Source organism: Paenirhizobium naphthalenivorans (assembly GCF_007992095.1).
GTDB lineage: Bacteria > Pseudomonadota > Alphaproteobacteria > Rhizobiales > Rhizobiaceae > Allorhizobium > Allorhizobium naphthalenivorans.
In genome coordinates this window covers 34,456-47,245 of sequence record NZ_BJZP01000020.1, presented here as the reverse complement: position 1 = coordinate 47,245, position 12,790 = coordinate 34,456, and the positions used below count along the sequence as shown (strand labels likewise).

General features: G+C 60.1%; 14 protein-coding genes. 5 read left to right on the top strand and 9 right to left on the bottom strand.

The window, feature by feature from the left end; translation table 11 throughout:
- Positions 1-372 precede the first annotated feature (372 nt).
- The 5 genes from RNA01_RS17160 to metB form a co-directional block, all read right to left on the bottom strand.
- Positions 373-816 carry a CBS domain-containing protein gene (locus RNA01_RS17160; protein WP_147181436.1) on the bottom strand — a complete coding sequence of 148 codons (444 nt, stop codon included), beginning with the start codon at positions 814-816 and terminating at the stop codon, positions 373-375.
- 66 nt (positions 817-882) lie between these two features.
- Entirely contained in the window at positions 883-1,278 is a 396-nt protein-coding gene (locus tag RNA01_RS17155; RefSeq protein ID WP_210245770.1) for a cupin domain-containing protein, read from the bottom strand.
- Positions 1,279-1,541: 263 nt separating this feature from the next.
- Positions 1,542-1,826 carry a hypothetical protein gene (locus RNA01_RS17150; protein ID WP_147181435.1) on the bottom strand — a complete coding sequence of 95 codons (285 nt, stop codon included), beginning with the start codon at positions 1,824-1,826 and terminating at the stop codon, positions 1,542-1,544.
- A gap of 244 nt (positions 1,827-2,070) precedes the next feature.
- Positions 2,071-2,742 (bottom strand): 5-formyltetrahydrofolate cyclo-ligase, encoded by a 672-nt coding sequence (locus RNA01_RS17145; RefSeq protein WP_147181434.1) that lies wholly within the window; start codon positions 2,740-2,742, stop codon positions 2,071-2,073.
- 14 nt (positions 2,743-2,756) lie between these two features.
- Positions 2,757-3,929: a cystathionine gamma-synthase gene (gene metB, locus RNA01_RS17140; RefSeq protein ID WP_147181433.1), complete on the bottom strand. Its 1,173-nt coding sequence runs from the start codon at positions 3,927-3,929 to the stop codon at positions 2,757-2,759.
- Between the two features lie 118 nt (positions 3,930-4,047).
- Here metB and RNA01_RS17135 point away from each other — a divergent pair, with 118 nt between their 5' ends.
- Positions 4,048-4,887 carry a LysR family transcriptional regulator gene (locus RNA01_RS17135; RefSeq protein ID WP_147181432.1) on the top strand — a complete coding sequence of 280 codons (840 nt, stop codon included), beginning with the start codon at positions 4,048-4,050 and terminating at the stop codon, positions 4,885-4,887.
- Here RNA01_RS17135 and RNA01_RS17130 read toward each other — a convergent pair.
- The 4 genes from RNA01_RS17130 to RNA01_RS17115 all read right to left on the bottom strand — a co-directional run bounded on the left by RNA01_RS17130 (position 4,884) and on the right by RNA01_RS17115 (position 7,144).
- Positions 4,884-5,231 carry a DUF488 domain-containing protein gene (locus tag RNA01_RS17130; protein ID WP_147181473.1) on the bottom strand — a complete coding sequence of 116 codons (348 nt, stop codon included), beginning with the start codon at positions 5,229-5,231 and terminating at the stop codon, positions 4,884-4,886. The genes RNA01_RS17135 and RNA01_RS17130 overlap by 4 nt on opposite strands.
- A gap of 357 nt (positions 5,232-5,588) precedes the next feature.
- The gene (locus RNA01_RS17125) at positions 5,589-5,984 is read right to left on the bottom strand and encodes a hypothetical protein (protein WP_147181431.1); all 396 of its coding nucleotides are present in this window, start codon (positions 5,982-5,984) and stop codon (positions 5,589-5,591) included.
- On the bottom strand, positions 5,978-6,169 hold the full coding sequence (locus tag RNA01_RS17120) for a hypothetical protein (RefSeq protein ID WP_147181430.1): 192 nt from the start codon (positions 6,167-6,169) through the stop codon (positions 5,978-5,980). Before RNA01_RS17120 ends, RNA01_RS17125 begins: the two co-directional genes overlap by 7 nt.
- Positions 6,170-6,430: 261 nt before the next feature.
- On the bottom strand, positions 6,431-7,144 hold the full coding sequence (locus RNA01_RS17115; protein WP_147181429.1) for a lysophospholipid acyltransferase family protein: 714 nt from the start codon (positions 7,142-7,144) through the stop codon (positions 6,431-6,433).
- A gap of 862 nt (positions 7,145-8,006) precedes the next feature.
- Here RNA01_RS17115 and RNA01_RS17110 point away from each other — a divergent pair.
- The 4 genes from RNA01_RS17110 to RNA01_RS17095 all read left to right on the top strand — a co-directional run bounded on the left by RNA01_RS17110 (position 8,007) and on the right by RNA01_RS17095 (position 12,790).
- Positions 8,007-10,190: a TonB-dependent receptor family protein gene (locus RNA01_RS17110; protein ID WP_235916733.1), complete on the top strand. Its 2,184-nt coding sequence runs from the start codon at positions 8,007-8,009 to the stop codon at positions 10,188-10,190.
- A 160-nt stretch (positions 10,191-10,350) separates the two neighbouring features.
- Positions 10,351-10,818 carry a hemerythrin domain-containing protein gene (locus RNA01_RS17105; protein ID WP_235916718.1) on the top strand — a complete coding sequence of 156 codons (468 nt, stop codon included), beginning with the start codon at positions 10,351-10,353 and terminating at the stop codon, positions 10,816-10,818.
- Positions 10,819-10,944: 126 nt separating this feature from the next.
- Positions 10,945-11,970 (top strand): ABC transporter substrate-binding protein, encoded by a 1,026-nt coding sequence (locus tag RNA01_RS17100; protein WP_147181428.1) that lies wholly within the window; start codon positions 10,945-10,947, stop codon positions 11,968-11,970.
- 10 nt (positions 11,971-11,980) lie between these two features.
- Positions 11,981-12,790, top strand: a complete 810-nt coding sequence (locus RNA01_RS17095; RefSeq protein ID WP_147181427.1) for an ABC transporter permease — start codon at positions 11,981-11,983, stop codon at positions 12,788-12,790.

The window sequence follows — 12,790 nt, the reverse complement described above, 5'->3', positions numbered from 1 at the left end:
GAACTCGCAGACGTATTCTGCCGAATTGCGGCGATCACGATATCGCCAGCATCATTGATCCTTGAGCGGCAGTGAGGGCAATACCGAGCATTGGAGTTTGAAGGCGGCCAGAACAGCCAGACAAAGTATTGCCGCAACATCCGCCTCTTTGATCCTCCGCGCAGCCGCTGCGATCACCATGTTGCGCGCCGGCTGACCCCATCGTGTTGTTCAGCCAATTGTTCTCAGATGGAGGCGGTTACGGCAGAGGACGCGGCGATGCGCGCCAATATGGCCGACTCTGGCTCAGGAGTGACTTCAGCGAAAAAGCGGGGAGCCCCGGAGATACATCCAGACCAACATTTGAACCACCGACTACGCGGCATATATCCTCTATCTATACCCAACACCCATCACGTAATCATGAAGCATCTTCTCTTCATATTCGACATCTTGCAGTAGCGATTGAAGCACGTCCCTCGCATTTGCAACACCAATCGGTGCCGACTGGTGATCCAAAACCGGAACGTTTTTCAAGCCACGCACCTTAAGTGCAGACCATACATCGCTCAGTAGATCGCTTGGTCGGCAAGACACAATGTCCGTCGTCATCACCTGGGTCGCCGGCATTGAGCAACTGCATCCAGTGCAATAGCTGATCCTGCTGACCACGTCGGTCTTGGTGATTACACCGACCGCCTTCCCGCTGCCATCGCAGACGACAACGAGATTGAACTGTGGACCGTTCAACAATCTGGCGGCGTCTATCAACAGAGCATCGTCACCGATGGTGGCGAGCCGCTCTTGCGCCACTTGCAGTATGCTGTCAACTCTCAATACATCCTCCCTTTTCCAGTTCCCTGGTGCTTCGCCCAAGGGACACCTGGCGTTCTATTCTCGCAGTCACGACGCCGTAACCGTCGGGTTGCGGTCTTGTGAGCAGGTGATTTGCCCGGCGATGGTCCGGTCCTGATGGGAGAACAGTATCGTCAGCAGCAAAGTCGCGTCCTGAATTCCTCTGATCGAGTGAGGGGTGCCGCCGTCAAGATAGAGCCAGTGGCCATCCGAGAGTTCGCGCGTGCACTCGGATAGGCCAAGCAAAACACGTCCCTCCAGACATTGCAGCATAATGGGACCGTCGAACTTGTGTTCCTTTATAGAGGTTCCGGAAAGAACGACGAGACGCACAGCTTCGAACATCTTCGTCTTGACGATCGCGACTGAGAACTCATTCCCTGGGCTCGAACTCGATGGTGCCAGATCGAAAACTTCACCAGGCCGGACGTGTTGCATTGCCATTTCCGCCACTCCTGCGCCATTAGTCACGGGGACTATACGCTACGATGCCTGTCTTGCGCTCAGATCTTTGGGCCAATACGCAATGTCGATCGTGTATCAGATCGACAGAGTTTCCGATGCCGCACAATGATCGCTCCGAACAGATGGCGCAAGGGATAGCTCGTTCACGCAGTCGCGCCCTTGGCTGTAGAGGCCACCCGAGTTGAAACGGCCACATTTTCAGGTTCGACCAACATGGGGCAGCGGCCTTCCCTGTGACCTGCCTATCCTTGCGCATAGCGCAACAGCAGATCGAACTGCAGAAACAGCAAGATGAATGCGGTGTTCAGAGCCCAAGCCACGTTCAGCCACCTGACCATGGTGGCCCAGAAGGGTGCGGCATTTCCGGCGCAGCGCCAGATGGCGACAAGGATCCAGGGCGTATATAGCGCAAAAGCAAGGATAGCAGCTTGCTGAACCCAGAGTTGGTCGAGATAGAGGGCGATCACATGCAGCATCGCGAGCTCGGCGCTCACAAAGATACCATAGACCCAGAAAACACCAGCCAAGGACATCTCTCCCCGCCAGGCCTTAAGCTCCGGGACGAGATGGCGCTCAATGAATAGCGCGCTGGTGGGGCCCAATCTCGCCATCTCTCTTGCCTAAAGTTCGTCGTATTGAACCAACGGTTCGTATGTTGTTGTTCGGTCGGAGCGACTTCTTGGCCAGTTGACCGCCACGTCGATCCGCCCCCTAATGGCACGTTTCTTCTGACGCGACCGCTGGCATAGGCACGATCGGAAAGACGACCAGCTAGCGTCGCGCTATTCCAGACTCCGTCACGACCATGTCCATGGGAAGGTCATGCTTTTGCGGGTAGATCGTCGAAAGCCGGCCTGCGCTGTAGCCGGCGCCGACCACTTGAGGCCTGGCTTGCGTCGCAGCCAAGGTCCTGTCGAAGAAGCCTCCACCATAGCCGAGCCGATAACATCCATGATCGTAGCCGACGACTGGCGCGATCACCACATCAGGAATGCAGGGTCGCTTTTCGGCCGGAACCGGTATCCCCCAGACCCCTCGCGACAATGCCTGGCCCGCCTTCCAGAAATGGAATTCCAGCGGTAGTCCCTTTTCGATCACCACGGGCAAAGCCGTACGGCCTCCCTGCCTGACGATCTCCTGCATCAGCGGACGAAGGTCAGGCTCCCCTCGGAATGGCCAATAGGCGCTGACGATACGGCCCTCGACATTGCCGATCTCGGCTAGGACCAAGGCCGCGATGGATTCTGCAGCCGCAATGCGAACCTCGGCAGGGACCGCCAGACGCTCCGCAATCAACCGGCGACGCTCGTTCGTGCGCCAGAGCTTGACGTCTGCCCAGGCGGTCAAGTCCGGTGGATTGGCCAAACCCGCGTAAACAGGATCAACCTCGTGCAGGAAGCAAGCCGGTGAGGCAAAGGAGCGTGGAGCGTCGTCGTCAACCATCAAGCATCCTCCTATCAGCCTTCTGCTGCCTGCAGGCCGGCCTCAAGCCCCGCAACAAGGTCATCAATATGTTCAAGGCCGACCGAAAGCCGAAGAAGTCCATCGCAAATGCCGGCATTGGCCCGTGCTTCCGGCCCCATGTCAGCATGGGTCATCGTCGCGGGATGGGCCACCAGGCTCTCAACACCGCCAAGAGACTCGGCCAGCGTAAAACCGCGCACCGCGCGCACGAAGCGCTTCACGGCGGGAACGTCGCCCACGAGCTCGAAGCTCATCATCGCGCCGAAACCGCTCTGCTGCCGACAGGCGAGGACATGATCGGGATGATCGACAAGACCCGGATAATGCACGCGAGCGACCGCAGGATGGATCCGCAGCCGTTCTGCGATCAGCATGGCATTGCGTTCCTGAGCCGCCATGCGCGCGAATAGCGTTCGAAGGCCCCGCAGCGTCAACCAACAATCGAACGGCGCGGCGATCGCACCAGTAACATTGGCCCACTGCTTCAAAGCCTTCACCTCCTGCGCCTCTGCGGCAATCACGGCACCGGCAATCACGTCGGAATGGCCGTTGAGAAATTTCGTCGTCGAGTGCAGGACATAATCCGCGCCAAGCGACAGTGGTTGCTGCCGCGCAGGAGACAGAAAGGTATTGTCGACCACCACCCGCGCCCCTGCATTCCTTGCGCGGGCAGAAAGCATGGCGATATCAACGACCCGCAGAAGCGGGTTGCTCGGGGTCTCGATCAAGACAAGTGCCGGATGATCCCGAAGCTGCGCCTCAAAGGCCTCCATATCGGACTGATCCACCAGCGCGCGCCGGATCTGGCCGAGTTGCGCGCGCGCGTTCAACAGCCGCATCGTGCCGCCATAGCAATCGTGTGGCGCCAGGACCAAGCTTCCAACCGCGAGGCGACCGATGAGAAGATCAAGCGCCGCCATGCCGCTCGGTGTCACTACCGCACCCGCGCCACCCTCCAGTTTGGCGATCGCCTCGGCCAGGAGATCCCGGGTGGGATTGCCGACACGGCCATAATCGTAGGTACGGGGCTCCTCGAAACCGGCAAACTCGTAGGTGCTGGAAAGGTAAAGAGGCGGCGCCACCGCGCCAAAAGCGGTATCGCTGGCAACACCATATGCCGCGGCGATCGTTTCCGGGTGGAATTCAGCCGGCCTTCGCTCGGACATTATTGCTGCTCCTCATATTCTAGCCGCAATGATGGTCGGATTGATTAGTTGTGACAAATGAAATCTATTGCAGTTTAACCGCAATTTTCTTGCTTTTATTTCCGTCGGACAAGAGCTCATGGACCATGCAATCGCTCGTACATTCCTGGAAGTCGTGAAAGCCGGCACCTTTGTCGGAGCCGCGGAGGCACTCAACATTTCGCAGACGGCGGTGAGTGCTCGTATCCGCGTCCTGGAGGAACAACTGGAGCGTCCTGTATTTGTGCGTAACAAGGCTGGTGCCAGGCTCACTTCGGCTGGCGAGAAATTCCTCCCCTTCGCCTCAAGCCTGGTTCGCGTCTGGGAAACAGCCCGGGATGTCGTGGCGCTTCCACCGGGCCGATCGGTTCTGGTGAGCCTCGGCGCAGAACTCAGCCTGTGGAGCCCCTTGCTCTCCCAGTGGCTCCTCTGGATGCGCCGCGAATGCCCGGATATTGCCGTGCGCACCGCGATCGACACGGGCGAGCATCTGCTGGCGGTGATGCAGGAGGGCGGGCTCGACGCCGCCGTCATCTACGGTGCTCCCCGCCGGCCCGGACTGGTCGCCGAACTGCTGTTTGAGGAGCGTCTGGTGTTTGCACAAACGCCGGCTCAGACAGGCAGCAAGGAATTCATCGGAATTGACTGGGGTGCCGACTTTGCTGCAAGTCTTCGTGCCACTTTTCCTGAAAGCGTAAGCCCGGCCGTCTCCATCGGATACGGCCCGCTCGCACTTGACTACGTCCTTGCAGTCGGCGGCGCCGGATACTTTCGCGAGGGCTTCATACGGCGGCACCTCGAGGATGGACGTTTGCAGATCGTTCCCGACAGTCCGGCCTTTGCCTATCCGGCCTATCTAGTCTCTTCCGAGAAAGCTGATCCGTCCCTTCTGCGGCGGCTGAGGGAGGGCTTGCGTGTTGCTGCGGCAGGAGCGGACTAGCAACGATCAGCCAAAAACTCGGCAAGCACCACGGCCTGGTTGAGGTTCCGGTTGCTCGAGCCGTAGAGTAGCGTGACGGTCTTGGTCGCCGCACGTTCTCTCAGGCCATCAAGGGCCGGGTTATCCTTCAATTCCGCCTGGTAGCGCTCCTTAAACTTCGCCCACCGTTCCGGTTTGTGGTCGAACCACCGTCGCAGTTCCGCCGAAGGAGCGACATCCTTCATCCACGCATCCAGTTTGGCTTTCTCCTTGCGGCAGCCGCGTGGCCAAAGGCGATCGACAAGAATACGCTCGCCATCCTCCGCTTCGGGTTCGTCATAGATGCGCTTGATCCGCACCAGCATGTTCAAACCTCCTGCGCTCACTGTGCAGTCCAGTTTCGAAAATAACCCATCCTGCAGGCCATCGAACCGCCCGTGAATGGATACGTCCCTGCCAAACCTCCATGCCGCCTGCAGGGTCGGCATGTGAGCAAGTCGCTCAACCTGCTGGACACACAGACACGATCAACATCGCCACGGCTTTGAGACCTGCGACGCTGTTGCACCTTCAAGTGGCGGAATCTCGCTTTAAAAGTAATATTTAGAATACTTCTTTTCGACTCCAGAGTCGATGGTGGCAAAAACCGCCCCACGCTTGAATGCCGAAAGGCCCAGCAACGTTCGTTTCCCTGGAAGGGACCGTCGCCGGTGCGGTTGCCATCAATGTTTATCGGTAGGGTCGGGTTGTTGAAACCGACCAGCGCAGGCACCGGCGTCTGATCGGCGATAGAAGATGAGCACCCGTTGAAACTCTTGATTATAGAACGCACGGGCCTCCGGGCCTTCAGGATCGCCTGAAAAGACGCCCAGCATCTCGGCTACTGCGAAAAAGCCCCTCGCGGGCAGACCCCGGTTTAACCTGCTTACGCACAGTGTTGCTAGCAAAGGCCGGGTCGCTGCGACATCAGCCGCCATGAGGATTTCAAGTTCCTGCGTCACACGGTGAATCATCTGTGGCGGAGCCAGCCCCAGACGACTTGCAAGTTCCTTATAGATTATGGGGCTCCCGGTCTGAGCCTGATCGATCAGAAGTTTCCGCATGCGATCATTCAACATGACACCTCTATCTGACGACAAATCAATATAATGCGGTCGCGGATCGCGATGGAGTGGCCGGCAAGCTTCACGACATCGGCATACGTGTAGGCTATCACCCCCCTTTCCCAGGCATCAAGGAAAACCGCTACGGGATCGCGCATCGTTATGGTCGGAACATCCGCAAAGAAATCCGGGAGGTCCATTTCAACTCCGATTGGTTCGGCCTTCGTGGCCCAAGTCGCTAGCGTGAGACCCCCGGTGCAGTCCCGACGTGGCCCCTCACTGCAAAAGACCGGGTCTCGCACAAACATCCAGCGAATTGGATCTTCGGGCGTTCCATGCCAACATCAGACGCCAATATCCCAGGCTCCATGCTCTGTTGAGTCCCCGCAAAAGTTCTTACACCTTCAGACAGAAGTCTGATCCTGTCCGGCTTTATGGAGCAGATCCAGACAAGCGCCTGATTAGATCAATCTCGATCGCTCTGCCTCCATCTGCGCCTCGGCCTTGCGAACGAACAACTCGGCTGGCATCCCAGGTGGGATCGGAGGCAGATATGATACGGTGATTGTCCCGCTACGCTTGCCCGATCGGCCAGGTCCCCAGTACTTGCCAGAGTTCACCACGACGGGCAGCACGGGCACCCCCAGCTTTGCATAGAGCAGCTCCACCCCCCGTTTGAACTGAATTGGTTCCAGCTCCTTCATGCGTGTGCCCTCTGGAAATAGGAGAACCGAGCGACCGCCGACGAGCGCTTCACAACTTTGGTTCAGCATTATCTTCAGTGCCTTGGACCCGGTCTCCCGATCGATGATGATCATCGGTGATTTTCGCAAGTACCAGCTGACGATCGGAATCCGCAGCAGTTCCTGCTTCGCAACAATTGCAACGTCAGGGAAGAGAACCAGAAACGCGATCGTTTCCCAAGTGGATTGATGATTGCAGACGATAAGACAGGGTTCTGCCGGAATCAGGTCACGACCAGTTTCGACATAGTCCAGTCTTGCAACATGCTTCAGCGCGAACAGTACCCCCCGCACCCACACACGGGTTGCAGCCCTAATTGCCTTCCCCGGCGACCCAACTAGCCAGAAGACCGGCACCCCCAAGGCGAACAATGCGGTCCAGACAGCAAAGAGCGCGTCGAACAGGTGCGATTTCAAATTGATCTGATGCATGGCTGCGGTCACTTTACGCTGTCAGAAGCGGCGGATCGACTCGGCAGCCCCGGATGGGTATCGTGCCGAGAGGTTGGCATGGGCCGCTCCCTTCTTCAATTCTCTTCGGTTTGGCGTAGCACGATATCGTGCGGAGCTGATCCGAGATTATTCGCCGATCGGAGTTGATGAGTGCTCTGATCCCCAAAAACTGGACCGTTCATAATTAGAGTTTTCCGCGGCAATTTCCCGGCTGGAAAAAGGAGCGGAAGCATGAAGGCATCGAAGTTCTTGGACGCCCAGAAGGCGTTCATTTTGAAGCAGGCGATGACGGCGTGTCTGTCGCAGAGATCTGCTGTTGAATTTCAGCACGATTTGACCCGTTTTTTTCACCTGGCGTCACACCATCTAAACCGACGTAACAAGCTGAATATAAACAAATATTTCGATTTATGTTGGATCACCGCGAAATGAAAAAATGGGTCAATCTCACCCGATAATCAACAGCTTAGTTCAATCTGATCCGATTCTGAAAAATACGGATACTCTAGGTGGATCCTATTTGTCTTGGCACAAAGAAGGCGGTCGAAAAGCAGGCTATGCGATACGCATGAAATGCAGATTTACCTCCAAGTGCGTCTCCGCGAGACCTTTCCGGTCGCTCTATCCCCTCTGTCGGCGGTCGCCGGTGCCCGAGGCCTGAGGACGCGGTCTTGACCCCTTCCTTTCCACCCCGCGGTCAGTGCGACATCGCCATAACTGCTTTGGGGGAAAGGAACCCGTAATGTTTCGGAGATGGGGTAACGGCATGCGGCGGACCAGGTTCCGGCCGCGATCGGATCATCGCGCACATCTTGAAAAACTCCTGGCGACCGCCGTCTTGATGTCTTCGACGGCGCTCAGTGTGGCATTCGCTCAGTCGGCAGCGCCCGGCGCCACGACGATGCTCGACCCCATTGTCGTGCAGACGGATGAGAACGGAACGCTCGGCGTCATCGCAGAACGGCTCTGGCTGCTGCCGGGCGGTGTCTCGCTGGTGTCGAAACAGGACTACGGGTCTCTGGTCGCACCGACCCTGTCGGACGCCCTGGCAGGCGTGCCCGGCGTCGTGGTCCAGGATTTCTTCGGCGCGAACGACCAGCCGCGCGTCCAGATCAGAGGTTCAGGCCTGCAGCAGAATCCGGTCGAGCGCGGTATCCTGATGCTGCGCGACGGCCTGCCGATCAACAGGGCCGACGGATCGTATATCGTCGGCTTTGCCAATCCGGGCGCTGCCGAGGCAATCGAGGTCTATCGCGGCTACATGGCAAACCGGCTGGGCGCCATGGTACTGGGCGGGGCGATCAACATCATGTCTCCCACGGCCGCGACAATGCCGGGCACCGAGCTCACCGTTGGCGCCGGCAGTTTCGGTCAGGTCGGCACGTCGGGTCGGACGGGATATGACGGCGACGGCCTGGATGCCGCGCTTCACTTCGATGTGACGCGCCGCGACGGTTTCCGCGATTACAACGCATCCGACCGCGTCGAGATCGGCGGCAATATTGAAGCGGAACTGTCCGACGCGGTGACGACGCGGCTGTTCTTCAGCTACACGGATCTGGGCTTCGATGTCTCCGGGCCGATCAACAAAGAGGCACTCGAAGAAGATCCTTCCCAGGTCTCCTCGGGCCCCTTGGTCACGCCGGCCGGCGTGATCAATCCCGGCCCGAACGTCGAGCGGGACAGGCCGCGGCGCGATGCCAGCCAATACCTCATCGGCTCGCGCACCACCGTCGATCTCGGCGACCACCAGATCGACATCGGCTTTGGCTATACCTATACCGACGACACGTTCCGCTTTCCCGTCTCGTCCGGTATCCGCGAAACGGTTGGCGGCGACCTCACCGGGATGCTGCGGTATGCCTATACGCCGGATGCCGATCGTCTGCTGCCGCTGTTCGAAACCACAGCCCAGTACACTATCGGTTCGGCGGAGCGGCGCTACTACCTGAACGAATCGGGCGCGCGCGGCGACCTGTTCGGTTCGAACGATCTCGACGCCTCGACGCTCTCACTGCATTCCGGCTTCAACATCCCGCTTTCGGCCAATTGGACCCTGTCGCCGGCGATATCCTATGCCCATGCGACGCGCAGCAGCGACGACACCTATTCGGCCGCGACCCGGCCGACGATCGCCTACAATCCGGCCAATCCGACGGTCCGCCTGCCGGACGGCGCCGTTCCGACGGTCAGCACCGACTACGACTACAGCTACGACGCCTGGAGCCCCAGCCTCGGGCTCACCTTCGAGCCCGCCGCCGACCAGATCCTGTTTGCCGCCGTCAGCCGGAGTTTCGAGCCGCCGACCCATGACGATCTGCTCGCCACCGTCAACGGCACGCCGAACAGCAGCCCCGGACGCCCGGCGCCCGGCAATCCGACCCTGCCGGCAGCGGTCTTCTCGACGCCGGATCTGGAGGCGCAGACAGCCACCACGGTAGAGGTCGGCTGGCGGGGCAGCCATGGCGTCCTGCGCTGGGACGCCACGACCTACTATGCCTGGATCGACAACGAACTGCTCAGCCTGCGCGACGCAACGGGCGCCTCGCTGGGTGCGATCAATGCCGACCAGACGACGCATTTCGGTATCGAGCTTGGCTTGACGGCCGACCTTTACGACGGCGTGACCGGACGCCTTGCCTATACCTACCAGGATTTCCGGTTCCGCGATGATCCATTGCGCGGCGACAACCAGCTGGCTGGCGCTCCTCGCCACGTCATCAATGCCTCCCTTTCCTACCAGGCGACCGAGGACTGGTCGCTTGGCACCAGCCTGAAATGGGTTCCGGACAAGACCCCGGTCGACAACATGAACACGCTGTGGGCCGATCCCTATGCGGTGGTCGATCTGAAGACGGAATACCGGATCAACGATCATGTGTCGCTGTTCGGCGAGATCACCAATGTGTTCAACGAGAGATATGCCTCGTCGACACTGATCGTCGATCAGGCAACGCCAGACCAGGCGGCCTTCCTTCCCGGAGACGGCCGCGGTTTCTATGTCGGAGTGACAAGCCGCTTCTGAAGCGGCCCGGCCGGATCATCGCCTTGTTCCGCGGCACACCGATATCGATGCGCCGCGGGATTGTTTGTGCCGGAGCAAAGAGACGCGCTGCGACCTGCGGCATGGTTTTGCCGCGGAGCGGGCAATTCCGGGATTTTGCCGCCTTGAAGGAGGACTTGCCTTGAACGCAAAACTGAACGCCGGAAATCTTGCCACGCTGGAGCGCAGTCACGACGGGCTCCTGCGCCTTTGCCTCACTCTCGAGGAGATTGCCGATAGCCTGCCCGTCGACGTCGACAAGGACGATTGCCTCGACGTCGCACGGGACATGATCCCGCTGCTGAAGCAGGCCCATCTGCTTGAGGAGCAGGTCCTGTTTCCCGACTTCGACAGAAATGCCGGTTCCCGCTTTGCCGCCATGGTCATCGAGCGGCTGAAGGCGGAGCATCGTTGCGATGCGCTGGCCTGCGAGGAAATGGTCCAGACGCTTATGGCTGTCGCCGAGGACCGGTGCGAGCTTTCTGCCGACACCCTTCGCTACATGTTCCACGGCTTCCTGGAAGGCGTCCGCCGCCATGTCTCCTCGGAAAAACTGATGATCGAGGCACTGCTGGCTGCCCAATCGGAAGGACGGGAGATCCTTGCCTGAGCCCTGCCGATGCCGGCGTGTCTTCCCCACCGGTCCGCATGATTGTTTGCTCTGGCGCAAAGAAGCACGGCAGCTGCCACCATATTACATGACCAATTAAATCATGTTTATTGCGGGGATGGGATCATGACCAGAGACACACGCCGACCGTCGACACTCCTTGGCGCCGGCACCACGATGTCGCGCCGCACCGTGTGCGCGGGGCTGGCCGGCGCTCTGACACTTCCCTGGATCGGCCGCGCCGAGGCGGCACCGCTTGCCGAACTGACCCTCTATGGCCCGCCGGCCGGACCTTCGATCACCCTTGCCTACGCTGCCGGCGCCGGTCTGCTACGCGATGTGGCCGACAAGGTCACTTTCAAGGCGTGGCGAACGCCCGACGAGATGCGGGCCGGCCTTACCTCGGGGTCGATGCAGGTCGTCGTCATGCCGGTGACGGCGGCGGCCAACCTGCACACCCGCGGGCTTGGTGTCAGGCTTGCCAGTGTAATGACCAACGGCCTTCTTTACGTCATTTCCAGCGACCCGGCGATCCGGACTATTGCCGATCTGAAGGGCCGCAAGATCACCGTGCCCTTCCCCAACGATACGCCGGAACTGGTGTTCGACGCCGTGCTCGGCCACTATGGCATGGTGGCCGGCACCGATGTCGAGGTCGACCGGGCCGGCACGCCGATCGAGGCTATCCAGATGCTGCTCACCGGGCGCATCGACATCGCGCTGGTGCCGGAACCGGCGGCCACGGCGGCCATGGTCAAAGCCGCGGTCGCGGGCAAGACCGTTTTCCGGGCCATCGACATGCAGCCCGAATGGGGCAAGGTCACCGGTCTTGGCCCTGTCATGCCGCAGGCAGGCCTTGCGCTCGACGCACGGTTTCTCGCCGATCACGCCGACAAGGTCGAACCTCTGCTAATTGCCCTGGAAAAGGCCACCGCCGCTGTGATCGCTAATCCGTCGGAGGCAGCAGGCCATGCCGCTTCCGCCCTGGAACTGCCCTGGCCGGTGATCGAAAAGGCAATTCCGTTTTCCAATCTTGTCGCCATACGGGCAAAAGCCGCGCGACCCGACCTGGACGCCTTGTTTCTCGCCATAGCCCGGGACAATCCGAAAATGATCGGCGGCAGGATGCCGGACGAAACGCTTTATCTCTGAGGACAAGCCAATGTCGCTGATTGCCGTTCGTGCGGGACGGACCGGACGCTTCCTCTGGTCGGCCTGGGCAGGCCTTGCCGGACTTTCGGTCTTCGCCGCAGCCTGGCAATTGGGCCATGAAGCCTATGGAAGCTTCATCCTGCCGTCGCCGGCAGAGACGCTTTCCACCATGGCCCTCCTGCTGGCCGACACGCAGACCTGGTGGCTGGTTGGCGCTACGGCCGGCCGCGCGCTGATGGGATTTGGTGCCGCCGCCACGATCGGAACGCTTGCCGGCGTTCTGGCCGGCTATCATCCGGCCGTGATGCGGCTCGCCCGCCCGCAGATCACCCTGATGCTTGGCGTGCCGCCGATCGCGTGGATCGTGCTATTGATGATCTGGTTTGGCAACGGCGCCGGCACGGTCACCGCGACAGCGGCGATCGCCTGTCTGCCGATCGTCTTCGTCGGCGCTGCCGAAGGCATTGCCGGTCGCGACCGCGGCCTTGACGACATGGCCCGCGCCGCCGGCATCGACCCGGTGACGCGCCTGATCCGGATCGCCTTGCGCCAGATGCTGCACGCCCTGTTTCCGGCCTTGGTGATGGCTCTCGGCACGGCGTTCAAGGCGGCGATCATGGCCGAATTGCTCGCCAATGCCGGCGGTGTCGGCGAGGAACTGGCGGTGGCGCGCGCCAATCTCGACGTCGCGGCAGCCCTTGCCTGGATCCTGTTATCCGTCACCGCCCTGATCAGCGTCGAATATGGCATCCTGCAACCGCTGCGGGCCGAATTTGAAACCTGGCGCGAGGCCGCACGGCCATGGGGAGTGAAGCGGTGA

Bases quoted from the DNA above. Each gene is read 5' to 3' on its own strand.
- RNA01_RS17155 (WP_210245770.1), bottom strand. From the start codon at position 1,278: ATGGCAATGCAACACGTCCGGCCTGGTGAAGTTTTCGATCTGGCACCA.
- RNA01_RS17145 (WP_147181434.1), bottom strand. From the start codon at position 2,742: ATGGTTGACGACGACGCTCCACGCTCCTTTGCCTCACCGGCTTGCTTC.
- metB (WP_147181433.1), bottom strand. From the start codon at position 3,929: ATGTCCGAGCGAAGGCCGGCTGAATTCCACCCGGAAACGATCGCCGCG.
- RNA01_RS17135 (WP_147181432.1), top strand. From the start codon at position 4,048: ATGGACCATGCAATCGCTCGTACATTCCTGGAAGTCGTGAAAGCCGGC.
- RNA01_RS17130 (WP_147181473.1), bottom strand. From the start codon at position 5,231: ATGCTGGTGCGGATCAAGCGCATCTATGACGAACCCGAAGCGGAGGAT.
- RNA01_RS17125 (WP_147181431.1), bottom strand. From the start codon at position 5,984: ATGTTGAATGATCGCATGCGGAAACTTCTGATCGATCAGGCTCAGACC.
- RNA01_RS17120 (WP_147181430.1), bottom strand. From the start codon at position 6,169: ATGGACCTCCCGGATTTCTTTGCGGATGTTCCGACCATAACGATGCGC.
- RNA01_RS17115 (WP_147181429.1), bottom strand. From the start codon at position 7,144: ATGCATCAGATCAATTTGAAATCGCACCTGTTCGACGCGCTCTTTGCT.
- RNA01_RS17110 (WP_235916733.1), top strand. From the start codon at position 8,007: ATGTCTTCGACGGCGCTCAGTGTGGCATTCGCTCAGTCGGCAGCGCCC.
- RNA01_RS17100 (WP_147181428.1), top strand. From the start codon at position 10,945: ATGACCAGAGACACACGCCGACCGTCGACACTCCTTGGCGCCGGCACC.
- RNA01_RS17095 (WP_147181427.1), top strand. From the start codon at position 11,981: ATGTCGCTGATTGCCGTTCGTGCGGGACGGACCGGACGCTTCCTCTGG.